We start from the raw sequence: 23,150 nt of genomic DNA, 5'->3' as shown, positions 1-23,150 counted from the left end.
CCGTTTCCTGTGTGGCGGAGCAGGGGACTGCGGGTGGGAGAAGGTTAGCGAGTCACCGGCAGGACATCGGCGTCGAAGCACGTCCGCTCGCCGGTGTGGCAGGCCGCGCCGACCTGGTCGACCTTGACCAGCAGGGTGTCGCCGTCGCAGTCCAGCGCGACGGCCTTCACGTGCTGGAAGTGGCCGGAGGTGTCGCCCTTGACCCAGTACTCGCTGCGGCTGCGGCTCCAGTAGGTGCAGCGGCCGGTGGTCAGGGTGCGGTGCAGCGCCTCGTCGTCCATCCACCCGAGCATCAGCACCTCGCCCGTGTCGTACTGCTGCGCGATGGCCGGGAGCAGGCCGTCGGTGGTGCGCTTGAGGCGGGCGGCGACGTCGGCGGCCAGGGCGGTGCTGCCGGGGGCGGCGGGTGTGGTCGACATGCGTCCCATTCTGTCAGCACCCGTACCGGGCCCCGGCCCGCCACCTCCCGGGCGGGGCGTCAGGCGGGCGGCTCGCAGCCGTCCGGCCAGATCCGGTGGACGTACAGCCCGGCCTGCCGGGCGAGTCCGGCCACCCGGGCGGGTGCGGTGCCGGGGGCGCCGTCCCAGACGGCGACGACCTCGTCGGCCATGCCGACCAGGGCCGCCGCGGTGTCGTCCCCGGGGCCGCCGTGCGCGGCCGGTGCCAGCCGGTGGACGGCGTTCGCCTCGTTCATCAGCCGCAGCCGGGTGCTCCGGTGGTCGTCGCCGGCCGTCGCGAACACGGACGCCCCGGCCGGGACGATCACTTCGAGTCTGCCGCCGTGCTCCAGCACGGACCGGGCGAACCAGCTCTCCGGCCCCTCCCCCGCACAGCTGACGCCGACCAGTTCGCTCGCCCCGAAGGTGCTGACCAGCCTCCAGAGGTCTCCGCGGACGAGCATCTCGGTGATGCCCGAGAGCCCCTGGTACCCGGTGATTGCGACGCGCATCCGAAACTCCTGGGAACGTGTCGTGCCGCGCCCACGATATGCCAGTGGGCGGTACGGACGGGGCGGGCCGGGACGACTTGTCCGAAGTGCCTGCCGAGCGGCGGGCCGGTGGGCCATTCTCTGGGGCATGAGCACCGAGCAGCCGCCCCCCGCCCCCCGTCCGTCGCGGGGGCTGGTCCTCGCCGTCGCCGCCGTCCTGGCGGTGCTGCTGGCCGTGGTCGCCACCGTGCTGCTGTGGCCGGAGAAGCGGCCGGTGGCGCTGCCCCCGCCGCCCTCGCCCTCCCCCACCGCCACCGCCACCCCGACGCCGACACCCACGCCCGTCCCGACGCCCGCCAAGGTGCTGCCGTACCCGTTCTTCCCGGTCGGGACGTGCCTGGACCACCCGCAGCTGAGCAAGACCGTCACCAAGGCCGAGGCCCGGCCCTGCGAGGGCTCGCACGACGCCGAGGCCGTCGCGGACGTGCTGCTGCCGGAGGGGCTGACGAGCGACAGCCAGATCGGCAAGGCGCTGCGCGAGGCCTGCAAGAGCGCCTTCGACGAGGCGGAGCGGCGCCAGGGCGGCGGCGGGCCGTACTACGGCTTCCCGCTCGGGCCGTACCTGGCGTACTACCAGCAGGGCATGCGGGACGCGACGTGCGCGCTGGCGGTGAGCAACAAGCAGGGCGCGGCCAAGCTGACCGGACATCTCAAGTAGGGGCAGCCGCGGTGGGCGGCGGGCGCGCTGACGGAGCGTAGGCTTCCGGGCATGCCGACACTCGCCCGTGGGGAACGCCGGCGGCTCGCCGATCTGCTGATCGCGGCCGGGCCGGACGCTCCGACGCTCTGCACCGGGTGGACCACCCGGGACCTGGCCGCGCACCTGGTGCTGCGCGAACGCCGGATGGACGCGGCGGCCGGGATCCGGATCCGCGCGCTGGCGGCCCGGACCGCCCGGGTGCAGGCGCAGTACGCGGCCCGGCCGTACGAGGAGCTGGTGCGGCTGTTCCGCGAGGGGCCGCCCAGGCTGTCGCCGTTCGCGCTGCCGGGCGCCGACGAGGCGGCCAACACCGTGGAGTACTTCGTGCACGCGGAGGACGTCCGCCGGGCCGGCGACTGGGAGCCGCAGGCCGTGGCGCCCGCGCTGGCCGAGGCGCTCTGGGCGCGGCTGCCGATGCTGGCCCGGCTGGAGGCGGGGCGCAAGTCCCCCGTCCGGCTGGTGCTGCTGCGCTCGGACGGCGGGCGGGCGGAGGCCGGCCCCGAGGACGCCGGTTACGTCGAAGTGACCGGGGAGCCGGGCGAGTTGGCGCTGTTCGCGTTCGGCCGCGGGGCCCGTGCCCAGGTGCGCGTGGCGGGAGCGGAGGAGGCAGTGGCGGCGCTGCGTGCCGCGCTGCCACTGCCTCCCGAGGAGCTCTGAGCCGCTAGCGGACGGGGTGCCCGGCCTCGCGCAGGGCGTCCTTGACCTGGCCGATCCGCAGGTCGCCGAAGTGGAAGACGCTGGCGGCGAGCACCGCGTCGGCGCCGGCCTCGACGGCGGGGGCGAAGTCGGCCAGCTTCCCGGCGCCGCCGGAGGCGATCACCGGGATGGAGACGGTCTTGCGGACGGCCCGGATCATGTCCAGGTCGTAGCCGTCCTTGGTGCCGTCGGCGTCCATCGAGTTGAGCAGGATCTCACCGGCGCCCAGCTCGGCGGCCCGGCCGGCCCACTCCACGGCGTCCAGGCCGGTGCCCTTGCGCCCGCCGTGGGTGGTGACCTCGAAACCCGAGGCGGTCTCGGTGCCCTCGGGGCAGCGACGGGCGTCCACCGACAGGACGAGCACCTGGCGGCCGAACCGCTGGGCGATCTCGCGGATCAGCTCGGGGCGGGCGATGGCGGCGGTGTTGACGCCGATCTTGTCCGCGCCGGCCCGCAGCAGCTTGTCGACGTCCTCGACGGCGCGGATGCCGCCGCCGACGGTGAGCGGGATGAACACCTGCTCGGCGGTGCGGCGCACCACGTCGTAGGTGGTCTCGCGGGAGCCGGAGGAGGCGGTGATGTCGAGGAAGGTCAGCTCGTCGGCGCCCTCGGCGTCGTAGAGCTTGGCCATCTCGACCGGGTCACCGGCGTCGCGCAGGTTCTGGAAGTTGACGCCCTTGACCACCCGGCCCGCGTCGACGTCCAGGCAGGGGATCACTCGTACAGCGAGGGTCACGGCTGTTTGCCTTCCAAAGTGCTTGCGAGCCCGGCGCGGTAGGCCTCCAGCTCGATCTCGACCATCATCCGGGAGTCGATCAGGCCCTCGACCACGACCATGGTGGCGACCGGGCGGGCGGCGTCGAAGAGCAGCTTGTGGGCCCGGCCCACCTCGTCGGCGTCGCGTACGTGCGTGATGTACATCCGGGTGCGGACGACGTCGTCCGCCGTCAGACCGTACGCGGCGAGGGCCTGGAGGCCGACGCCGAAGGCGGCGAGTGTCTGGTTGTACGGGTCGCCCTCGTGCTCGATCTTCCCGTTCACCCAGGCGGTGGTGCCGGCCACCAGGACGTGGTCACCCGCCGCCACCGCCCGCGAGTAGCCGAAGTCGTCCTCCCAGGGGGAGGCGCCGGCCAGCTTGCCGCGTACGATCCGACGCTCTGTCATGACACGGCCTCCAGGGCCTCTTCGAGGGTGAACTTCTGCTCGTAGAGTGCCTTGCCCACGATGGCGCCCTCGACACCTTCGCCGACGAGGGTGGCGATGGCCCGCAGGTCCTCCAGCGAGGAGACGCCGCCGGAGGCGACGACCGGCCGGTCGGTGGCGGCGCAGACGTCGCGCAGCAGCTGCAGGTTGGGGCCGGTCAGGGTGCCGTCGCGGTTGACGTCGGTGACGACGTAGCGCGCGCAGCCCTCGGCGTCGAGGCGGGCGAGCACCTCGTAGAGGTCGCCGCCGTCCTTCGTCCAGCCGCGGCCCTTGAGCGTGGTGCCGACCACGTCCAGGCCGACCGCGATCCGGTCACCGTGCTCGGCGATGACCTTGGCGACCCACTCCGGGGTCTCCAGGGCGGCGGTGCCCAGGTTGACCCGGCGGCAGCCGGTGGCCAGCGCCGCGGCGAGGGTGGCGTCGTCGCGGATGCCGCCGGACAGCTCGACCTTGATGTCGAGGCGCTCGGTGACCTCGCGGACCAGGGCGCGGTTGTCACCGGTGCCGAAGGCGGCGTCCAGGTCGACCAGGTGCAGCCACTCGGCGCCGGCGCTCTGCCAGGCCAGGGCGGCGGCGAGCGGCTCGCCGAAGGAGGTCTCGCTGCCGGAGGCGCCCTTGACCAGGCGGACGGCCTGGCCGTCGCGGACGTCGACGGCGGGGAGGAGTTCGAGGCGGTTGCTCATGGAGTTGCAACTCTCCGGATGTCAGAGGGTGTTGACCCAGTTGGTCAGCAGGGCGGCGCCGGCGTCGCCGGACTTCTCGGGGTGGAACTGGGTGGCCCAGAGCGGGCCGTTCTCGACGGCCGCGACGAACGGCTGCCCGTGCGTGGCCCAGGTGACCAGCGGCGCGGTGATGTTCTCGTTGGTGACCTGGAGCTCCCAGTTGCGCACGCCGTATGAGTGCACGAAGTAGAAGCGGGCCTCGGGGTCCATCCCGGCGAACAGCCGGCTGTTCGCCGGGGCGTCCACGGTGTTCCAGCCCATGTGCGGGACGATCGGCGCGTCCAGCGGCTCGACGGTGCCGGGCCACTCGTCGCAGCCGGCGCTCTCCACGCCGTGCTCGACGCCCCGCTCGAAGAGGATCTGCATGCCGACGCAGATGCCGAGCACCGGCCGGCCGCCGGACAGCCGCCGGCCGATGATCACGTCGCCGCGGACCTCCTTCAGCCCGCGCATGCAGGCCTCGAAGGCACCCACACCGGGGACGAGCAGGCCGTCCGCCTCCAGGGCGGTCCGGAAGTCGGAGCTCACGGTGACGTTGGCGCCGGTGCGCTCGACGGCCCGCTGGGCGGAGCGCAGGTTTCCCGACCCGTAGTCGAGGACCACCACGTTCTTGGCCATGAAGGTTGTCGTCCAGTCTCTCTAGAGGCGCATGACGCCGGAAACGAGGCAGAGCGCCGCGCCGATCGCGAGGACCGCGACCAGGCTCTTGGACTGCTTCTGCTTCCAGAACGAGTACACGCCGCCGGACAGGAACAGCCCGGCGATGATCAGGAGTGTTGCGGCCTTGCTCACAGTGCGCCCTTGGTCGAGGGGAGGATGCCGGCCGCGCGCGGGTCGCGCTCGGAGGCGTAGCGCAGGGCACGCGCGAGGGCCTTGAACTGGCACTCGACGATGTGGTGCGCGTTGCGACCGTACGGGACGTGGATGTGCAGGGCGACCTGCGCCTGGGCCACGAAGGACTCGAAGATGTGCCGGGTCATCGTGGTGTCGTAGGTGCCGATCATCGGCGCCATCGTCTCCGGCTCGGTGTGCACCAGGTACGGGCGGCCGGAGAGGTCGACGGTGACCTGGGCCAGCGACTCGTCCAGCGGGACGGTGCAGTTGCCGAAGCGGTAGATGCCGACCTTGTCGCCGAGCGCCTGCTTGAAGGCGGCACCGAGCGCGAGGGCGGAGTCCTCGATGGTGTGGTGGGTGTCGATGTGCAGGTCGCCCTCGGTCTTGACGGTGAGGTCGAAGAGACCGTGGCGGCCCAGCTGGTCGAGCATGTGGTCGTAGAACCCGACGCCCGTGGAGATGTCGGTCTTCCCGGTGCCGTCGAGGTCGATCTCGACGAGGACCGAGGTCTCCTTGGTGGTGCGCTCAACGCGGCCGATACGGGACATGGGGTTCAAAGCTCCTTGGTGACTGTGCGGACGGCGTCCAGGAAGGCGTCGTTCTCGGCGGGGGTGCCGGCGGTCACCCGCAGCTGCCCGGGCACGCCGTTGTCGCGGATCAGGACGCCGAGGTCGAGGATCGCCCGCCAGACGGCCCGCTGGTCCGCGAAGGTGCCGAACTGGATGAAGTTGGCGTCGGACTCGGTGACGTCCAGCCCGAGCCCGCGCAGCGCCTCGACCACCCGGTCCCGCTCGGCCTTGAGCCGCTCGACGTAGCCCAGCAGGGTGTCGGTGTGCTCCAGGCAGGCCAGCGCGGTGGCCTGGGTGACGGCGGACAGGTGGTACGGCAGGCGCACCAGCTGGACGGCGTCCACCACGGCCCGGTCGGCGGCCAGGTAGCCGAGCCGCAGACCGGCCGCGCCGAAGGCCTTGGACATGGTGCGGGTGACCACCAGCAGCGGGCGCCCGGCCAGCAGCGGGAGCAGCGACGCCCGGTGCGAGAACTCGACGTACGCCTCGTCCACGATCACCATGGTCGGCTTGACGGCCTGCGCGGCCTCGTACAGCGCGAGCACGGCCTCGACCGGGACGGCGGTGCCGGTCGGGTTGTTCGGCGAGCAGATGAACAGGACGTCCGGGCGGTGCTCGGCCAGCGCGGCGACGGCCGCGTCGAGGTCGATGGTGAAGTCGGCGTTGCGCGGGCCGGCGATCCAGCGGGTGCCGGTGCCCCGGGAGATCAGCTCGTGCATCTGGTAGGAGGGCTCGAAGCCCAGCGCGCTGCGGCCGGGGCCGCCGAAGGTCTGCAGCAGCTGCTGGATGACCTCGTTGGAGCCGTTCGCCGCCCAGACCTGCTCAAGGGTGCGCTCGAACCCGGTGGTGCGGGTGAGGTAGCGCGCCAGCTCGGTGCGCAGCTCGACGGCGTCGCGGTCCGGGTAGCGGTTGAGGTTGCGGGCCGCCTCGGCGACCCGCTCGGCGATCCGGGCCACCAGCGGCTCGGGCAGCTGGTAGGGGTTCTCGTTGGTGTTCAGCTGGACGGGGACGTCGAGCTGCGGCGCGCCGTACGGGGACTGGCCGCGCAGTTCGTCCCGGACGGGCAGGTCGTCGATCTTCACGAGGCGTTCGGTACCGTCCAGTCGAAGCGGGCACGGATGGCGTCGCCGTGACCCGGGAGGTCCTCGGCGTTCGCGAGGTTCACCACGTGCGCGGCGACGCCGGCCAGCGCCTCGCGGTCGTAGTCCACGACGTGGATGCCGCGCAGGAAGGACTGCACGGACAGGCCCGAGGAGTGGCAGGCGCAGCCGCCGGTGGGCAGCACGTGGTTGGAGCCGGCCGCGTAGTCGCCGAGCGAGACCGGCGCGTACGGGCCGATGAAGACCGCGCCCGCGTTGCGGACCCGGGCGGCGACCGCGCGGGCGTCGCGGGTCTGGATCTCCAGGTGCTCGGCGGCGTAGGCGTTGACGACGTCCAGGCCCTGCTCGACGTCGTCGACCAGCACGATGCCGGACTGCCGGCCGCCGAGCGCCTCGGTGACGCGCTCGCGGTGCTTGGTGTCCGCGACCTGCACGGCCAGCTCGGCCTCGACGGCGTCGGCCAGCGCGAGCGAGTCGGTGACCAGCACGGAGGCGGCCATCGGGTCGTGCTCGGCCTGCGAGATCAGGTCGGCGGCCACGTCGCGCGGCGAGGCACTGTCGTCGGCGAGGACCGCGATCTCGGTCGGCCCGGCCTCGGCGTCGATCCCGATCCGGCCCTTGAGCAGCCGCTTCGCGGCGGCCACGTAGATGTTGCCGGGGCCGGTCACCAGGTTGACCGGGCGGCACTCCTCGGTGCCGTACGCGAACATCGCGACCGCCTGGGCGCCGCCGACGGAGTACACCTCGGTGACGCCGAGCAGCGCGCAGGCCGCCAGGATGGTCGGGTGCACGGCGCCGCCGAAGTCCTTCTGCGGCGGGGAGGTGACGGCGATGCCCTGCACCCCGGCCTCCTGCGCGGGCACGACGTTCATCACGACGGAGGACGGGTAGACGGCCAGGCCGCCCGGCACGTACAGGCCGACCCGGTCGACCGGCACCCAGCGCTCGGTGACGGTGCCGCCGGGCACCACCTGGACGGTGTGGTCGGTGCGGCGCTGCTCGCGGTGCACCATCCGGGCGCGGCGGATCGACTCCTCCAGCGCGGCCCGGACCTTCGGGTCCAGGGTCTCCAGCGCGGCGGTGATGTCCGCCTCGGGGACGCGGGTCGAGGTGAGCGTCACACCGTCGAACCGCTCGGTGATCTCGACCAGCGCCGCGACCCCGCGATGGCGTACGTCCTCGCAGATCGGCCGCACCGTCTCCAGCGCGGCCTCCACGTCGAACTCGGCACGGGGCAGCAGGTCACGCGGGTCGTCGAGCGAGCCGCGGAGGTCGATTCGAGAGATCACGCAACCCAGTGTAAGGAGTGGCCGGAACCGGCGGCCCCGCATTTCAGTCCGTGATACGAAAGCCGGGACGGCCGGGGATCTTGGGGGGACGCATCGTGGAGCAGGTTCCGGACGACTGGACGCCGGTGGAGAAGGGGCTGTGGGAGGCCGTCCGGCACGGCCGGGTCTACGACCTCAGGACCGGTGACGACGCCCTGGACGACCCGGTGAACTCCGGCGACTGGGGCCCCGGGCGCACCGTCCGCGCCGAGGTGGTCGCGGCCCTCCTGCTGGACGGGCCGCCCGCGGTGTCCGGCCGGGTGGCGAGCCTGCGGATGAGCGGCGTCCACGTCACCGGCTCGCTGGTGCTGGCCGGCGGCGCCATCCAGCACTACGTGGAGCTCTACGACTGCCGCTTCGAGCACAAGGTCCTGCTGTCCGAGGCCCGCGCCGGGACGCTGCGCCTGATCCGCTGCCTGATACCCCGGCTGGAGGCCTCCCGCCTGATCACCGAGGGTGACCTGCACCTGGCCCGCTGCGTGATACCCGGCGGGGTGCGGCTGACCGACGCCAAGATCGGCACCGACCTGATGCTCAACCAGGCGAAGTTCGGCGGCGACCGGCACGGCCGGGCGTTCGCCGCCGACGGCCTGAGCGTCAACCAGGACGTCGAGGCCGAACGGATGGAGTCCGACGGCGAGGTCAGCCTGCGCACCGCCCGGATCGGCGGGCGGCTGTCCCTGCGCGGTGCCCAGCTGCGCGGCGCCCCCGGCGCCCGCAACGTCCTCAACCTGGCCCGGATCAACGTCGGCCACACGCTGTACCTGAGCGGCTCGGCGGACGCCAGCTGGATCGACTCCCGCACGGTCTACGGCTACGGGTACGGCGAGCCGACCCCGCTCGGCTCCCCCGTCACCCCGTTCCGCGCGTACGGCGGCGTGCGGCTCGCCGACGGGCGGTTCGAGAACGCCTGCCTGATCACCGACGCCGAGTTCCACCTCGGCCCCGGCCAGGAGCTGTCGATGCGCCGCATCCACGCCCCCGAGCTGCGCTTCAGCTGCCGCAAGCCACCGACCGGCCACGTCTCGCTGTCCCGCGCCCGGATCGGCAACCTGGTCGACCGGCCCGGGGCCTGGCCCGAGGCCGGGCAGGTCGGCCTCAACGGCTTCACCTACGAGTCGCTCCGCCCGGACGGCCACTTCTCGGTGCGGGAGCGGATCGAGTGGCTGGAGAAGTCCCTCAGCGAGTACCAGCCCGAACCGTACGAGCAGCTGGCGGCCGCACTGCGCCGGGACGGCTCCGACGAGGACGCCCGCGAGGTGCTGCACGCCAAGCAGCGCCGCCGGCGCCGCAGCCTGCCGCTGCCCGGCCGGCTCTGGGGCCTGGTCCAGGACTTCGCCGTCGGCTACGGCTACCGGCCCGGGCGCGCCGCCTGGTGGCTGCTGCTGGCCTGGGCGCTGGGCAGCCTGTACTTCAGCCGGCACGAACCGGCCCCGCTGAAGGCCGACGAGCGGCCGCACTGGAACGCCGTGCTCTACGCGCTCAGCCAGCTGCTGCCCATCGTCGACCTCGGCCAGCAGGGCTGGAACCCGGGCGGGACGAGCCAGTGGGTGGCCGCCGGGCTGGTCATCGTCGGCTGGGTGCTGGCCACCACGGTCGCGGCCGGTGCGACCCGGATGCTCCAGCGCGGCTGACCCGGCCGGCGACCGCCCGTACCCGGCCGCACCCGCCCACAGCCGCAAACCCTGGCGCGCCGTGCCCCTTCGGGCAACTACGCTGAGCGCCGTGACCGAACGGCTGCCGCTCTTCCCGCTCAACCAGGTTCTCTACCCGGGCCTGGTGGTGCCCCTCAACGTCTTCGAGGAGCGCTACCGCCGTCTCGTCGCGGACCTGCTGGAGCTGCCCGAGGACCGGCCCCGCCGGTTCGGGGTGCTGGCGATCAGGGACGGCCGGGAGGTCTCCCCCGTCCGTGAGAACAGCGGCCCGGCCGGGCCGCTGGACGGCCTGGGCACCGTCACCGGCGACCCGCTGGAGGCGCTGCACCACATCGGCTGCGTCGCCGACGTCGCGTCCGTCCAGCCCCAGCCCGACGGCCGCTACGAACTGCTGGTCACCGGCACCACCCGGTTCCGGCTGCGCAGCGTCGACACCGGCGGCCCGTACCTGACCGGCGAGATCGAGACGATCGACGAGCAGCCCGGCGAGGGGGCGGGCGCGCTGGCGGCCGGGGTCGTCCGGGCGTTCCGGCTCTACCAGAAGCGCCTCGCGGGCGCCCGCGAGGCCAGCCTGGCCGGCGAGCAGGAGCTGCCGGGCGACCCGCAGGTGCTGTCGTACCTGGTCGCGGCCGCCGCCGTGTTCGACACCCCGGTCAAGCAGCAGCTGCTGGCCTGCCCCGACACCGCGCAGCGGCTGACCACCGAACTGGACCTGCTGCGCCGGGAGACGGCGATGCTCGCCTGGCTGCCGTCGCTGCCCGCGGTGGACCTGACCCGGCAGTCGTTCAGCCCGAACTGACCCGCCCCGCCCGCGCGGGCGCCTGTGACGAGCGGAGGGCCGGATGGCCAAGAAGGCGAAGAAGGGCGGGCAGGGCACGCCGGCGACGGTGGCCCTGGCGGCGGCCGGCGTGCCGTTCACCGTCCACGCGTACGAGCACGACCCGGCGGCGGACTCCTACGGCGGGGAGGCGGCGCAGCTGCTCGCCGTCCCGGCCTCCCGGGTCTTCAAGACGCTGGTCGCGGACGTGGACGGCGCCCTGACCGTCGGCGTGGTGCCGGTCTCCGGCAAGCTCGACCTGAAGGCGCTGGCGGCGGCGGTCGGCGGCAGGCGGGCCGCGATGGCGGACCCGGCGGCGGCCGAGCGGAGCAGCGGCTACGTCCTGGGCGGCATCTCGCCGCTCGGCCAGCGCCGGCCGCTGCGGACCGTCCTGGACGACAGTGCGCTGGCGCATCCGACCGTGTACGTGTCGGCGGGCCGGCGCGGGCTGGAGGTCGAGCTCGCCCCGGCCGACCTGGTGGCGCTCACGAACGCGACGACGGCCCCCATCGGGCGATAGGGGCCGTCGTCACGCGGTACCGGGGCTCGGGCTAGGCCTTCGGGGGGTGCCGGTCCTCGGGGGCCGGTGCGGGCGGCAGGGTCGGGGCGGGGGGTGCTGCCGGGGCGGGGGCGAGCCCGCCGGCCGGGTGACCGTCGGTGACGGCCCCGTGGGCGCCGGCACCGACCGGGGTGCCCCAGCCGGTGCCCTCCCAGTACGGCGGCGGATCCTGCTCGCGCTTGCCGAACGCCGCCGACAGGGCCAGCAGCAGCACCATCGCCGTCATCGGCCAGACCAGCAGCGCGCTGTGCGCGCTGAGCCGCAGCGCGTCGCTGAACTCGTGGCCGTCGCCGACCTGCTTGGCGTGCGCGACCACGTCGGCCGTCGGGCCGAAGCGGATCCCGAGCTGCCAGCCGAGCACCGAGCCGGCCAAACCGCCGAGGGTCAGCCCGACCGCCACCGCGATCCCGCCGCCCCGGGCCCGGGTCAGCAGGAACGCCCCCAGCGCGGTGAACAGGCCGGCGCCGAGCCCGACCAGTGCGAACACCGCGTCCGCCCCGGCGCGCTGCTCGCCCTCGGGGTCGGCGTACAGGATCCGGTTGCCCTGGACGAGCAGCGGCACCCGGGGCGCCAGCCAGACCCAGAGCCCGGCCACCGCGAGCCCCAGCACCAGGCAGACCAGCACCGTCAGCGCACCGACCCGCAGCTCCGGCAGCAGCGGACGCCTGGGCTCCCGGACCGGCTGGAAGGCCGGCGGTGCGGCGTAGGGGTTCTGGGCCGGGGGCGGCGCCTGGCCGAAGGCACCGGCGGCGGGGCCCCCGACCGGACCCGCGGTCGGGGCCGCGGTCGGGGCCGCGGGAGTGCCCGTCGTCGGGCCCGTGAGGTCCGCGGCGGGGCTCGCGGCGTCTCGGGCGGAGCCGGGATCCGGAGGTGTGTTCGGTACGGTCACCCGGCCATCGTTTCACGGTCGGCCTGCCCCAGGGGGTGCGGGCCACACCCCGGGGCACGTCCGAGGGCCGGCCGCCGGCCGTCCTCGGGCCCGGTCAGCGGCTGGTGGCCCGCCGGTAGGCCCAGGTCGCCGCCGCCAGCGAGACCAGGCCGACACCGGCGCAGACCCCGAGGTCGCCCGCCACCGCCGCCCAGTCCGGGCTCGCGGTGAACGTCCGGGCGAAGGCCTCGACGCCGTACGTCGAGGGCAGCAGGTCACGCAGCCAGAGCACCGGCTGCGGCAGCCGCTCGACCGGCAGCACGCCCAGCAGCAGGGCCGCCGACATGCCGAGCTGGCCGAGCAGGGTGGCGATCTCCTGGCGCGGCGCCAGCAGCCCGCAGGCCGCCCCCAGCCCCGACAGCGCGGCGCCGGCCAGCGGGACCACCGCCAGCAGCACCCACAGGTGGGTCAGCGGCAGCGCGAACATCCAGGCCCCGACGGCCGCGGTGACCAGCGCCCCCGGCAGCGTGAAGGAGGCGTACGCGGCGGCCGCGCCGAGCACCACCGAGGCGGCCGGCACCGGCAGCGTCGCGTAGTGGTCGAGCCCGCCGGTCGCGCGCAGCCGGCCGAAGTACTGCGCCAGCAGGTTGAGCGCGACGAACGCCACCACCAGCACGCTGGAGCCGGCCACGACGGTGTGCGCGGCCGCGTTGTTCCCCGGGTCGACGACGCCGCGCATCATCACCAGGATGCCGAGCGACTGGAAGGTCGCCACGAAGAGCAGCGGGATCCGCGCCACCTTGGCCCGGGCCAGTTGCGCCCGGTAGACGGCGGCCAGCGCCGGCAGCAGCCGGGCGGCGGGCGCCAGTGGGGCGGGCACGGCGGGGGCCGGGGCGGACGCCGTCTGCGGCGGGACGGACAGCAGGGTCACTTGGCCAGACCTCCGTGGCGGCCGCCCAGCTTGAGGTAGGCGTCCTCAAGGCTCGGGGTGGCCAGGGTGAAGTCGTCCAGGGCCGCGAAGGCCGGGCCCGTGGTGACGGCGGCAACCAGTTCGCGGGCCTGTTCGGGGCTGGTGCGGACGGTCCAGCGGCGGCCGGTGCGCTCGGCCTGCTCGGCGAGCCGGGCGACCGCGGGCACCTCCAGCGGCGCCTCGGTGCGCCACACCAGGTCGAGCCGGACGTCGCCGTCGACCAGGGCCTTGAGGCCGCCCGGGGTGTCGCAGGCGATCACCCGGCCCTCGTCGATCACGGCGACCCGGTCGAGTACGGTCTCGGCCTCGATGACGTTGTGGGTGACCAGCAGCACGGTGACGCCGTGCTCGGCGCGGCGGCGGTCCACGGCGGACCACACGGCCCGGCGGGCGACCGGGTCCATGCCGGTGGTCGGCTCGTCCAGGACGAGCAGCGGGCGCTCGCCGACCAGCGTCGCGGCGAAGCAGGCGAGCCGGCGCTGGCCGCCGGAGAGCTTGGCGAGCGGGCGGTGGGCGAGCGGCTCCAGGCCGAGTTCGGTGAGCACGTCGGCGGCGGTGGAGCGGGCCTGCGCCCGGCTCAGGCCGCGCAGCCGTCCGGTGGTCTCGGCGGCCAGGGCGACGGTCAGTTCGTCCAGCGCGGTGGACTCCTGGCCGAGGTAGGCCAGCAGCCGGGCGGCCCGCTCGGGGTGGCGCACCACGTCGTGGCCGAGGATCTCGATGCTGCCGCTGTCGGGGCGCAGCAGGCCGGTGAGCTGGCGGACCAGGGTGGACTTGCCGGCGCCGTTGGGGCCGAGCAGTCCGAACACCTCGCCCCGGGCGATGTCCAGGGTGATGCCGTCGTTGGCGCGGATCTCGCCCGCCCGCTCGCCCCGGCCGGAGCGGTACGTCCGCACCAGGTCGCGGACGGTACAACAGCGCTCGGCGAGCCGTCCCGGCGCACCGGCGGCCTCGCCCTGTGGCACGGCCCGTGGTGCCCGCCGGTCGCTCTCGCTCACGAGCGAAGACTCTACGCGCTGGGCGGGCGGATCCGGACAAGGGGGCCTGAGACGGACGGCACACGGCGCCCCGGCCGCGCCGCTCTCAGTCGTCGACGACGATCAGGTCGCCGCCGGGCACGCGGGCGGCGAGCTCCTTCCAGAAGCCGGCCCGGATCGCGTACCGGTCGTGCTCGTCGATCTGGTCGTCCTTGTGCGCGAGCAGGCCGAAGCGGGCGGCGTAGCGGAGCAGTTCGCCGTCCACCCGGTGCGGGATGCGCGGGTAGTCGGCCCACAGCGCGGTGAGCCGCTCGACGTCGCCGAGGCGCTCGGTCCAGCGGCGGGCGAAGACCTGGCCGACCTCGTGGGCGTCGCCGCCGATGGTGGTGATGTCCTCCTCGCGGTCGGCCCAGCGCTGCTCGGCGGTGGTCAGCTGGGCGAGCGTGGGCAGGGTGTCGCCGGCGGTGTCGGGGCCGGGGCCGGGGCGGTCCACCCAGCCCCGGTCGGAGGACCAGCGCAGCACCGGGCCGCCGTGCAGCGCCGTCCCGTTCGCCGGACCGCCGTGCGCCGCACTGCCGTTGACCGAACCGGACGCGCTCCCGTGGCCGCCCGGTCCCGGTCCGTGTCCGTTCACGGCGGCCACCGGTACGGGGGTCCGGCCCGCCAGGTCCTTGGGGGTCGGGACGACCTTCAGTGCGGTGGCGGCGGTCACCGCGGCGGCGGGGGCGGCGTGCGCGGGCCGCGGGCGGGCGGGTTCCGCGGCCACCGCGGTGGCGGCGGCCGGCCGGACGGCGGCCGGAGGCGCGGAGAGGATCTTGGCGATCTCGGGGCGCGGCCCGGGGGCGGTGAAGGGGGGCACCGTCTCCCGGACGGCGACCCAGCGCTCGATCCAGTCGCGGTCCAGCACCCGCCGCTCGTCCGCCTCGCCGACCAGGTCCTCGGACTGGTTGAAGTCCCCGTCGGCCGCCTGCAGGGCCCACAGGTGCACCACCACGCCGTGCTCCTTGGCGGACATCATGCCGGGCAGCAGGTCGCCGTCGCCGGTGACCAGCACGACGTCCGCGCAGGCCCGGTTGCGGGCGAGCTCCGACAGTTCGGCGTGCATCGCCGCGTCCACGCCCTTCTGGACCCAGCGCCCCTCGGCCCGGGTCAGTGCCCCCAGCCGGACGGTGACCCGGGGCAGCACCCGCAGCCGCCGGTGCTCGGGCATCGGGCGCCGGTCGGGTGCCGCGTCGAACCAGTAGATGCGCAGCAGCGGCAGGCCGGTCTCGTCCTCGGCGCGTTCGCGCAGCGCGGCGATCAGCGCGGTGTGGTCGACCGTCACCCGCGACCGGGAGGGATCCCCCGCGAGCAGGCTGGCGGCTGCGCCCAGCAGGTATCCGGCATCCACCAGGACGACACAGCGGTCCACGTCCGCACCTCTTTCCGGTCGGCCCCGGGTACGGCGCCACCGGCCGGCAGCGCCTGGCGGGCGCGGTCCGCCCAGCGCTCGGGCTGAGGGGCCCGGCGCGCGGCGTAGGGAGCAGTCTGCCCGACCGGTCGCACTCCGGTACCCCGGACCACGCCGATCGTCCCGACCGGCCGCGCTCCGGCCGCACTCCGGCCCGCCCGATCGTTGGGGTCTCCTTTACCCCTCGTACCGTCGGCGAACCTCGGCACACCGGCCCGTCTGCGCGCCCCGCGCCGTACGTACGCGGAGGCCGCCCGAACGGCACAGCGCCCCGCCGGACGGATCCGGCGGGGCGCTGCCTTCGGGCGGGAGCGGATCAGCTCAGCTCGGCCGCGACCAGCTCGGCGATCTGCACGGCGTTGAGCGCCGCGCCCTTGCGCAGGTTGTCGTTGGAGAGGAAGAGCGCGAGGCCGTGCTCGACCGTCTCGTCCGCCCGGATGCGCCCGACGTACGAGGCGTCCTTGCCGGCCGCCTGGAGCGGGGTCGGGATCTCGGACAGCTCGACGCCCGGGGCGTCCTTGAGCAGCTCGTAGGCACGCTCGACGCTGATCGGGCCGGCGAAGCGGGCGTTGATCTGGAGCGAGTGGCCGGAGAAGACCGGCACGCGCACGCAGGTGCCGGAGACCTTGAGCTCCGGGATGCCGAGGATCTTGCGGGACTCGTTGCGGAGCTTCTGCTCCTCGTCGGTCTCGAAGGAACCGTCGTCGACCAGGTTGCCGGCCAGCGGGATCACGTTGAACGCGATCGGGCGCTTGTAGACGCTGGGGGCCGGGAACTCGACGGCCTCGCCGTCGTGGGTGAGCCGGTCGGCCTCGCCGACGACCTTGCCCGCCTGCGTGTGCAGCTCGGCGACACCGGCCAGGCCGGAGCCGGAGACCGCCTGGTAGGTGGTGGCGACCAGCGCGGTCAGCCCCGCCTCCTCGTGCAGCGGGCGCAGCACCGGCATGGCGGCCATCGTGGTGCAGTTCGGGTTCGCGATGATGCCCTTGGGGCGGTTCGCGATCGCCTCCGGGTTGACCTCGGAGACCACCAGCGGGACCTCGGGGTCGCGGCGCCAGGCCGAGGAGTTGTCGATGACGACCGCGCCGGCCGCGGCCACCTTGGGCGCCAGCTCCTTGGAGGTCGAGCCGCCGGCCGAGAAGATCACGATGTCCAGGCCGCTGTAGTCGGCCGTGGCCGCGTCCTCGACGGTGACCTCGGTGTCCTGCCAGGGCAGCGTGCGCCCGGCCGAACGGGCCGAGGCGAACAGCCGCAGCTGCTCCACGGGGAACGAGCGCTCCGCCAGGATTCCGCGCACCACGGCGCCGACCTGGCCGGTGGCCCCAACAATGCCGATCCTCATCCGACTATCTCCTCTGGGGTTCTTGCAGATCACACAGCCTGCGATCAGAGCCGCACTGGGCCCATCATGCCCTGAGACCCGTCCGGGGCCGCCAGGTATTCCACGGGTTGAACGGTCTCCGCCCGCGCTCACGGCGCCAGGCGCTCCAGCTGCGCCAGCGCCGCGCCGACCTCGGCGGGCCCGGCGGGCAGCAGCGGCAGCCGGACGTCCGGGGTCGGGATCCGCCCCTGGGCGTGCAGGACACCCTTGACCACGGCCGGGTTGGGCGCGCCGAAGCAGGCCCGGGCGAGGGCCGCCAGCGCGTGTCCGAGCGGGCGGGCGCGGTTCGCGTCGCCGGCCCGCCAGGCCTCGGCCAGCTCGACGAAGCGGCCGGTCGCCAGGTGGGCGGAGGCCAGGATGCCGCCGGCGGCGCCGAGCGCCAGCAGCGGGGAGAGGAAGGCGTCGTCGCCGGCCAGCACCGCGAAGCCCTCGGGGGCGGCGCCGAGGAGGTCGACGGTGTCCTGGTCGATGCCGCCCACGGCGTACTTCACGCCCGCGATGCCGGGCACGGCCGCCAGCTCCAGCAGGGCGGCGGCGCTCAGCGGCTGCCCGGTGCGGTACGGGATGTGGTAGATCACCAGCGGGACGGGGCTGAGCGCGGCCAGTTGGCGGAAGTGCGCGAGGACGCCCGCCTCGCCGGGGCGCGAGAACGCCGGGACGGTGACCATCGCGGCGGCGGCCTGCGGGGTGTCCTTGCCGAGGGCGAGCAGGGCCTCGCCGGTGCTGCGGGTGTCGCCGCCGCCGGCGCCGACGAGCAGGGCGGCGCCGCGCTCGCGGCAGACGGCGGCGGCCACCTCGACGACGGTGCGCCGCTCGGCCGCGTCCAGGGCGGCGGCCTCGGCGGTGGTGCCGAGGGCGGCCAGGCCGGCCGCGCCCTCGTCCAGGGCGGTGTGGGCGAGCGACTCCAGGGCGCGGCGGGCGACGGTGCCGTCGGCGGCGAAGGGCGTGACGAGGGGGACGAAGATCCCTTGCAGCGGGGTGTGCTGGTCCATGCCGACCAGCCTGGCCCCGGTCCTGGCGCCAGGTCCAGTTCACGTTTGTGCCGATAACCGTAAGCTGGGCCGATGCTCGACGTCCGCCGCCTGCGCCTGCTCAGGGAACTCGCCCACCGGGGCACCATCGCCGCCGTGGCCGAGGCACTCGCCTTCAGCCCGTCCGCCGTCTCCCAGCAGCTGTCCGTGCTGGAGCGGGAGGCCGGGGTGCCGCTGCTGGAGCGCACCGGGCGGCGGGTCGCCCTGACGCCGGCCGGGCGCAACCTCGTCCGGCACGCCGAGGCGGTGCTGGAGCGCCTTGAGCTGGCCGGCGCCGAACTCGTCGACGCCCGCCAGGGGCTGGCCGGCCCGCTGCGGATCGGCACCTTCCCGAGCGCGGCCCGGGCGATCGTCCCCGGGGCGCTGCTGGCGCTCGCCCGTGAGCACCCCGGGCTGGAGCCGATGGTCGCCGAGATGGACCCGGCGGGCGTGGCCGACGCGCTGCGGGCCGGCGAGCTGGACGTCGCGCTCGTCCACGACTACGACTTCGTGCCCTCGCCGGACGAACCGGGCCTGGCCACCGAACCGCTGTTCACCGAGGCGATGTACCTGGCGTCGGCGGCCACCGACGGCCCGGCCGCCGGGGGTGATCCGGTGGCCGCCCGGCGGGACTCGCCCTGGATCATGGGCACCCCCGGCACGCTCTGCCGCACGATGGCCGTCCGCGCCTGCGAGGCCGCCGGGTTCACCCCGCGGGTGCGCCACCAGGTGGACGAGTTCGCGACCGTGCTGGCCCTGGTGGCGGCCGGGCAGGGCGTCGCCCTGGTGCCCCGGCTCGGCGCGGTGGACCGGCCGCCCGGCGTCACCCTGACCGAACTGGCGATGTGCCGCCGCACCCGGACGGCGTTCCGCAGCGGCGCCGCCGCCCACCCGGCCGTGGCCGCCTTCACCGCCGCACTGCGGACGGCCCTGCCGCTGCCGGCCCCGGACCTCGACCGGCCGGGGGCCGGTCCTGGACCTTGATCAACCGCAGGCCGGTCACTAGCCTTCGCGCATGGCTGAGTTGACGCACCAAGGCGAGCAGGCACCGGGCTCCCACGGCCCCTCCGCGACCACCGAGGTCGATCCCTTCCGGATCGGCGCCGTCCGGACGGAGTACGCGCCCGACCACGACGGCGACCCGGACCCGGGCGAGATCGTCTGGACCTGGGTGCCGTACGAGGAGAACGACGGCCGGGGCAAGGACCGGCCGGTGCTGGTGGTCGCCCGCGAGGCGGGCGGGACGCTGCTCACCGTGATGCTCTCCAGCAAGGCGCACGACGCCGACCGCGACTGGGCGCCGATCGGCTCCGGCCCGTGGGACCGCACCGGACGGGACTCCTGGGTCGCGCTCGACCGGGTGCTGCGGGTGCACGACGCGGGCATGCGCCGGGAGGCCTGCGCGCTGGACCGGGCCCGGTTCAACCAGGTCGTCGACCGGCTGAAACTGCGCTACCGCTGGAGCTGAGCGGGCCCGTCGGCGGGGCGCGCGGGGACGTGACATCGGTCTCACCGCGCCCCGGCCGGAGCGCCCGGGCGGCCCGGCGCGAGCAGCTCCGATCGATCGTGGAGGTCTCGGGGACACCATCGGCCACTGAGCCGATCAGGTGCCTCACCGCGCTAGGGTGGGAGATCCCCCCAGGCGCGTCCTGCCCCCTCTGCTAGGAGCTCTCCCACCGTGGCCGACAGCTTCGTTCACCTGCATGTCCACACCGAATACTCGATGCTGGACGGTGCAGCGAAGAACGGAAAGCTGTTCGCGGAGGCGCAGCGGCAGGGCATGCCCGCGATCGCGATGAGCGACCACGGCAACATGTTCGGCGCGTACGAGTTCTTCCAGAGCGCCAAGAAGCTCGACGGCGCCGTGAAGCCGATCATCGGCATCGAGGCGTACGTGGCGCCCGGCTCGCGCTTCCACAAGAAGCAGACCTTCTGGGCGCCCGGCGGGCAGCGGCAGGTGAGCGCCGACGGCGAGGGCGGCAAGGACGTCTCCGGCGGCGGCCGCTACACCCACATGACCATGTGGGCGCAGAACGCCACCGGCCTGCGCAACCTCTTCAAGCTCTCCTCGCTCGCGTCGATGGAGGGCTACTACATGAAGCCCCGGATGGACCGCGAGCTGATCGCCGCGAACTCCACCGGGATCATCGCCACCACCGGCTGCCCGTCCGGCGAGGTGCAGACCCGCCTCCGGCTCGGCCAGTACGAGGAGGCGGTCAAGGCCGCCTCCGCCTACCAGGACATCTTCGGCCGGGAGAACTACTTCCTGGAACTGATGGACCACGACCTGTCCATCGAACGGGACGTCCGGCTCGACCTGCTGCGGCTCGCCAAGGAACTGGACATCCCGCTGCTGGCGACCAACGACTCGCACTACGTCACCGCCGACCAGGCGGACGCGCACGACAGCCTGCTCTGCGTCGGCGTCGGCAAGAACAAGGACGACCCGAACCGCTTCAAGTTCAACGGCAGCGGCTACTACATCAAGACCCCCGACGAGATGCGCGCGCTGTTCAGCGAGCTCCCGGAGGCGTGCGCCAACACGCTGGCCATCGCCGAGCGGATCGAGCCGTACGACGAGGTCTTCAACTACGTCGACCGGATGCCGCAGTTCGACGTCCCCGAGGGCGAGACGCAGGCGTCCTTCCTGCGGCAGAAGATCCAGGCCGGCCTGCAGGTCCGCTACGGCGACAACCCGAGCCAGGAGGTGCTGGACCGGGTCGAGCTGGAGATGGGCGTCATCAGCCCGATGGGCTTCGACGCGTACTTCCTCGTGGTCGCGGACATCTGCCAGTACGCCCGTGACAACGGCATCCCGGTCGGCCCCGGCCGTGGCTCGGCGGCAGGCTCGATGGTCTCCTACCTCACCCGGATCACCGAGCTGGACCCGCTGGAGCACGACCTGCTGTTCGAGCGGTTCCTGAACCCCGAGCGCATCAACCCCCCGGACGTCGACATCGACTTCGACGACCGCCAGCGCGACCAGATGGTGCGCTACGTCACCGAGAAGTACGGCTCGGACTACACCGCGCAGGTCAACACCTTCGGCACGATCAAGGCGAAGGCCGCCGTCAAGGACGCCAACCGCATCCTGGGCTACCCGTTCGCGATGGGCGACCGGATCACCAAGGCGATGCCGCCGGACGTGATGGGCAAGGGCGTCCCGCTGGCGGACCTCTTCAACGAGAGCCACCCGCGGTACAACGAGGGCACCGAGATCCGCTCGCTGTACGCGAACGAGCCCGACGTCAAGAAGATCATCGACACCGGCCTCGGCATCGAGGGCCTGATCCGCGGCACCGGCGTGCACGCCGCCGCCGTCATCCTGTCGTCCACGCCCCTGCTGGAGCTCGTCCCGCTGCACATGCGGGACAAGGACGGCACGATCATCACCGGCTTCGACTACCCGTCGTGCGAAGCCATGGGCCTGATCAAGATGGACTTCCTGGGTCTGCGGAACCTGGGCATCATCGACCACTGCATCAAGATCGTGAAAGCCAACCGCGGCGCCGACGTCGACATCGAGAAGATCCCCCTCGATGACCCGACCACGTACGAACTGCTGGCCCGCGGCGACACCCTGGGCGTGTTCCAGCTCGACGGCGGGCCCATGCGGGCGCTGCTCAAGCTGATGAAGCCCACCGAGTTCGCCGACATCTCCGCCGTCTCCGCGCTGTACCGGCCGGGCCCGATGGGCATGAACTCGCACACCAACTACGCGCTCCGCAAGAACGCCCAGCAGGAGATCATCCCGATCCACCCCGAGCTGGAGGCGCCGCTGAGCGAGGTGCTCGGCCCCACCTACGGCCTGATCGTCTACCAGGAGCAGGTGCAGCGAGCCGCCCAGGTGCTGGCCGGTTACAGCCTCGGACAGGCCGACCTGCTCCGCCGGGCCATGGGCAAGAAGAAGAAGGAGGTCCTGGAGAAGGAGTTCGTCCCCTTCCACGCCGGGTGCAAGGAGCGCGGCTACTCCGACGAGGCCATCCAGGCGGTCTGGGACGTCCTGGTCCCGTTCGCCGGCTACGCGTTCAACAAGTCGCACTCCGCCGCGTACGGCCTGGTCTCCTACCAGACCGCCTACCTGAAGGCGAACTTCCCGGCCGAGTACATGGCCGCCCTGCTCACGTCGGTGGCCGACGACAAGGACAAGATGGCGATCTACCTCGCCGAGTGCCGCCAGATGGGCATCAAGATCCTCTCGCCCGACGTGAACGAGTCCGTGGTCGACTTCACCGCCGTCGGCACCGACGTCCGCTTCGGCCTCAAGGCCGTCCGCAACGTCGGCGTGCCCGTCATCGAATCGCTCGTCAGGACCCGTGGCGAGAAGGGCAAGTACACCTCCTTCGCGGACTTCCTCGACAAGGTCGAGCTGGTGGTCTGCAACAAGCGCACCATCGACTCCCTGATCAAGGCCGGCGCCTTCGACTCCCTCGGCCACACCCGCCTCTCGCTCACCACCGTGCACGAGACGGCGGTCGACGCCGTCACCGGAGTGAAGAAGCAGCAGGCGATCGGCCAGGACGACCTGTTCGGCGCGATGGACACCGGCGAGGACATCCCCGCCATCGGCCTCGACTTCGAGCTCACCGACCGCGAATGGCCGCGCAAGCAACTCCTCAGCCTGGAGCGGGAGATGCTCGGCCTGTACGTCTCCAGCCACCCGCTGGACGGCGCCGAGCACATCCTCTCCCGCAACCGCGACATCTCCATCGCCGAACTCCTCGGCTCCGGCCGCACCGAGGGCGAGGTCAAGCTCGCCGGGCTCATCACCGGCGTCGACCGGCGCATCAACAAGGCCGGCAACGCCTGGGCGATCATCACCCTCGCCGACCGCGACGGCTCGGTCGAGGTGCTCTTCTTCCCCGCCACGTACAACCTGATGTCCGAGCAGATGATCGAGGACAACGTCATCTCGGTCCGGGGCCGGCTCAACGAACGCGACGGCTCGCTGAGCATCTTCGGCCAGGAGATCACCCCGCTGGACATCTCCTCCGCCGAGCACGGCGGCAAGCCGCCCGTCCAGATCACCGTCCCGTACACCAAGGTCAGCCCCCACCTGGTGCACGAACTCAAGCGCTCCCTGCGGGCCCACCCCGGCGACGTCCCCGTTCGGATGCTCACCACCAGCCCGCAGAAGAACGTCCTCTACGAGCTCGGCTTCCTGGTCAACCCCGACACCGGCTTCGCCAGCGAGGTCAAGACGCTGCTCGGCCCGTCCGCCTGGAGCGCCTGAACGGCAGCGGGACCGCACGGCGGTCGGGCATCGCGGCGCTCCGGCGCGCGCAGTAGTCTCCAGAACCGTAGGAGCAACTGCCGCAGAAGGAAC

The 23,150-nt window shown here is 73.5% G+C and carries 24 protein-coding genes; 8 read left to right on the top strand and 16 right to left on the bottom strand.

What is annotated here, in order from left to right; all coding sequences use genetic code 11:
* Nucleotides 1-44: 44 nt before the first annotated feature.
* Nucleotides 45-419 carry a phosphoribosyl-AMP cyclohydrolase gene (gene hisI / locus ACFUK0_RS11540; protein WP_380248697.1) on the bottom strand — a complete coding sequence of 125 codons (375 nt, stop codon included), beginning with the start codon at nt 417-419 and terminating at the stop codon, nt 45-47.
* A 59-nt stretch (nt 420-478) separates the two neighbouring features.
* The gene (locus ACFUK0_RS11535; protein WP_380248695.1) at nt 479-949 is read right to left on the bottom strand and encodes a hypothetical protein; all 471 of its coding nucleotides are present in this window, start codon (nt 947-949) and stop codon (nt 479-481) included.
* A gap of 127 nt (nt 950-1,076) precedes the next feature.
* Here ACFUK0_RS11535 and ACFUK0_RS11530 point away from each other — a divergent pair, with 127 nt between their 5' ends.
* Nucleotides 1,077-1,646, top strand: a complete 570-nt coding sequence (locus ACFUK0_RS11530) for a hypothetical protein (protein ID WP_380248693.1) — start codon at nt 1,077-1,079, stop codon at nt 1,644-1,646.
* Between the two features lie 51 nt (nt 1,647-1,697).
* Nucleotides 1,698-2,345: a TIGR03085 family metal-binding protein gene (locus ACFUK0_RS11525; RefSeq protein ID WP_380248691.1), complete on the top strand. Its 648-nt coding sequence runs from the start codon at nt 1,698-1,700 to the stop codon at nt 2,343-2,345.
* Nucleotides 2,346-2,349: 4 nt separating this feature from the next.
* Here the strand turns inward: ACFUK0_RS11525 and hisF are convergent, their stop codons facing one another.
* Genes hisF through hisD form a run of 8 tightly spaced genes read right to left on the bottom strand, consistent with a single transcriptional unit; the run spans nt 2,350 to nt 8,101 of the window.
* Complete coding sequence (gene hisF, locus ACFUK0_RS11520; RefSeq protein WP_380248689.1) at nt 2,350-3,120, bottom strand: imidazole glycerol phosphate synthase subunit HisF; 771 nt, start codon at nt 3,118-3,120, stop codon at nt 2,350-2,352.
* Complete coding sequence (locus ACFUK0_RS11515) at nt 3,117-3,548, bottom strand: RidA family protein (RefSeq protein WP_380248687.1); 432 nt, start codon at nt 3,546-3,548, stop codon at nt 3,117-3,119. Before ACFUK0_RS11515 ends, hisF begins: the two co-directional genes overlap by 4 nt.
* Entirely contained in the window at nt 3,545-4,270 is a 726-nt protein-coding gene (priA, locus tag ACFUK0_RS11510) for a bifunctional 1-(5-phosphoribosyl)-5-((5-phosphoribosylamino)methylideneamino)imidazole-4-carboxamide isomerase/phosphoribosylanthranilate isomerase PriA (RefSeq protein ID WP_380248685.1), read from the bottom strand. Before priA ends, ACFUK0_RS11515 begins: the two co-directional genes overlap by 4 nt.
* A 21-nt stretch (nt 4,271-4,291) precedes the next feature.
* Nucleotides 4,292-4,927 carry an imidazole glycerol phosphate synthase subunit HisH gene (gene hisH / locus ACFUK0_RS11505; RefSeq protein WP_380248683.1) on the bottom strand — a complete coding sequence of 212 codons (636 nt, stop codon included), beginning with the start codon at nt 4,925-4,927 and terminating at the stop codon, nt 4,292-4,294.
* Nucleotides 4,928-4,948: 21 nt separating this feature from the next.
* Nucleotides 4,949-5,101: a hypothetical protein gene (locus ACFUK0_RS11500; RefSeq protein ID WP_190209161.1), complete on the bottom strand. Its 153-nt coding sequence runs from the start codon at nt 5,099-5,101 to the stop codon at nt 4,949-4,951.
* Nucleotides 5,098-5,691, bottom strand: a complete 594-nt coding sequence (gene hisB, locus ACFUK0_RS11495; RefSeq protein WP_380248681.1) for an imidazoleglycerol-phosphate dehydratase HisB — start codon at nt 5,689-5,691, stop codon at nt 5,098-5,100. Before hisB ends, ACFUK0_RS11500 begins: the two co-directional genes overlap by 4 nt.
* A gap of 5 nt (nt 5,692-5,696) precedes the next feature.
* Nucleotides 5,697-6,794 carry a histidinol-phosphate transaminase gene (locus tag ACFUK0_RS11490; RefSeq protein ID WP_380248679.1) on the bottom strand — a complete coding sequence of 366 codons (1,098 nt, stop codon included), beginning with the start codon at nt 6,792-6,794 and terminating at the stop codon, nt 5,697-5,699.
* On the bottom strand, nt 6,791-8,101 hold the full coding sequence (gene hisD / locus ACFUK0_RS11485) for a histidinol dehydrogenase (protein ID WP_380248677.1): 1,311 nt from the start codon (nt 8,099-8,101) through the stop codon (nt 6,791-6,793). Before hisD ends, ACFUK0_RS11490 begins: the two co-directional genes overlap by 4 nt.
* A gap of 95 nt (nt 8,102-8,196) precedes the next feature.
* Here hisD and ACFUK0_RS11480 point away from each other — a divergent pair, with 95 nt between their 5' ends.
* From ACFUK0_RS11480 to ybaK, 3 genes are all read left to right on the top strand, one after another.
* Nucleotides 8,197-9,774, top strand: coding sequence for an oxidoreductase (locus ACFUK0_RS11480; RefSeq protein ID WP_380248675.1), 1,578 nt, complete (start codon nt 8,197-8,199; stop codon nt 9,772-9,774).
* 82 nt (nt 9,775-9,856) lie between these two features.
* A complete protein-coding gene (locus tag ACFUK0_RS11475; protein ID WP_380248757.1) occupies nt 9,857-10,594 on the top strand; it encodes an LON peptidase substrate-binding domain-containing protein in 738 nt (245 codons plus the stop codon).
* A 43-nt stretch (nt 10,595-10,637) separates the two neighbouring features.
* Entirely contained in the window at nt 10,638-11,132 is a 495-nt protein-coding gene (gene ybaK, locus ACFUK0_RS11470) for a Cys-tRNA(Pro) deacylase (RefSeq protein ID WP_380248673.1), read from the top strand.
* Between the two features lie 31 nt (nt 11,133-11,163).
* Here ybaK and ACFUK0_RS11465 read toward each other — a convergent pair whose 3' ends face one another.
* From ACFUK0_RS11465 to ACFUK0_RS11440, 6 genes are all read right to left on the bottom strand, one after another.
* On the bottom strand, nt 11,164-12,060 hold the full coding sequence (locus ACFUK0_RS11465) for an ABC transporter permease (protein ID WP_380248671.1): 897 nt from the start codon (nt 12,058-12,060) through the stop codon (nt 11,164-11,166).
* A gap of 94 nt (nt 12,061-12,154) precedes the next feature.
* Nucleotides 12,155-12,964 (bottom strand): ABC transporter permease, encoded by an 810-nt coding sequence (locus ACFUK0_RS11460; protein ID WP_380248755.1) that lies wholly within the window; start codon nt 12,962-12,964, stop codon nt 12,155-12,157.
* Between the two features lie 2 nt (nt 12,965-12,966).
* Nucleotides 12,967-13,971 carry an ABC transporter ATP-binding protein gene (locus ACFUK0_RS11455; RefSeq protein WP_380248753.1) on the bottom strand — a complete coding sequence of 335 codons (1,005 nt, stop codon included), beginning with the start codon at nt 13,969-13,971 and terminating at the stop codon, nt 12,967-12,969.
* Between the two features lie 118 nt (nt 13,972-14,089).
* Nucleotides 14,090-15,394 carry an NYN domain-containing protein gene (locus ACFUK0_RS11450; RefSeq protein WP_380248668.1) on the bottom strand — a complete coding sequence of 435 codons (1,305 nt, stop codon included), beginning with the start codon at nt 15,392-15,394 and terminating at the stop codon, nt 14,090-14,092.
* A 355-nt stretch (nt 15,395-15,749) separates the two neighbouring features.
* Entirely contained in the window at nt 15,750-16,775 is a 1,026-nt protein-coding gene (locus tag ACFUK0_RS11445) for an aspartate-semialdehyde dehydrogenase (RefSeq protein WP_380248666.1), read from the bottom strand.
* A gap of 128 nt (nt 16,776-16,903) precedes the next feature.
* Nucleotides 16,904-17,806, bottom strand: coding sequence for a dihydrodipicolinate synthase family protein (locus ACFUK0_RS11440; RefSeq protein ID WP_380248664.1), 903 nt, complete (start codon nt 17,804-17,806; stop codon nt 16,904-16,906).
* A 72-nt stretch (nt 17,807-17,878) separates the two neighbouring features.
* On the opposite strand from ACFUK0_RS11440, the gene ACFUK0_RS11435 reads away from it, so the two are divergent.
* From ACFUK0_RS11435 to dnaE, 3 genes are all read left to right on the top strand, one after another.
* Nucleotides 17,879-18,808: a LysR family transcriptional regulator gene (locus ACFUK0_RS11435; protein WP_380248662.1), complete on the top strand. Its 930-nt coding sequence runs from the start codon at nt 17,879-17,881 to the stop codon at nt 18,806-18,808.
* Nucleotides 18,809-18,839: 31 nt separating this feature from the next.
* On the top strand, nt 18,840-19,292 hold the full coding sequence (locus ACFUK0_RS11430) for a type II toxin-antitoxin system PemK/MazF family toxin (protein WP_380248660.1): 453 nt from the start codon (nt 18,840-18,842) through the stop codon (nt 19,290-19,292).
* Nucleotides 19,293-19,502: 210 nt separating this feature from the next.
* A complete protein-coding gene (gene dnaE, locus ACFUK0_RS11425) occupies nt 19,503-23,057 on the top strand; it encodes a DNA polymerase III subunit alpha (protein ID WP_380248658.1) in 3,555 nt (1,184 codons plus the stop codon).
* Nucleotides 23,058-23,150 lie beyond the last annotated feature (93 nt).

Source organism: Kitasatospora sp. NPDC057223 (assembly GCF_042669755.1).
Classification (GTDB): Bacteria; Actinomycetota; Actinomycetes; order Streptomycetales; family Streptomycetaceae; genus Kitasatospora.
Note: the sequence above shows the minus strand (reverse complement) of the source record. Positions and strands in the feature narration are given on the sequence as shown.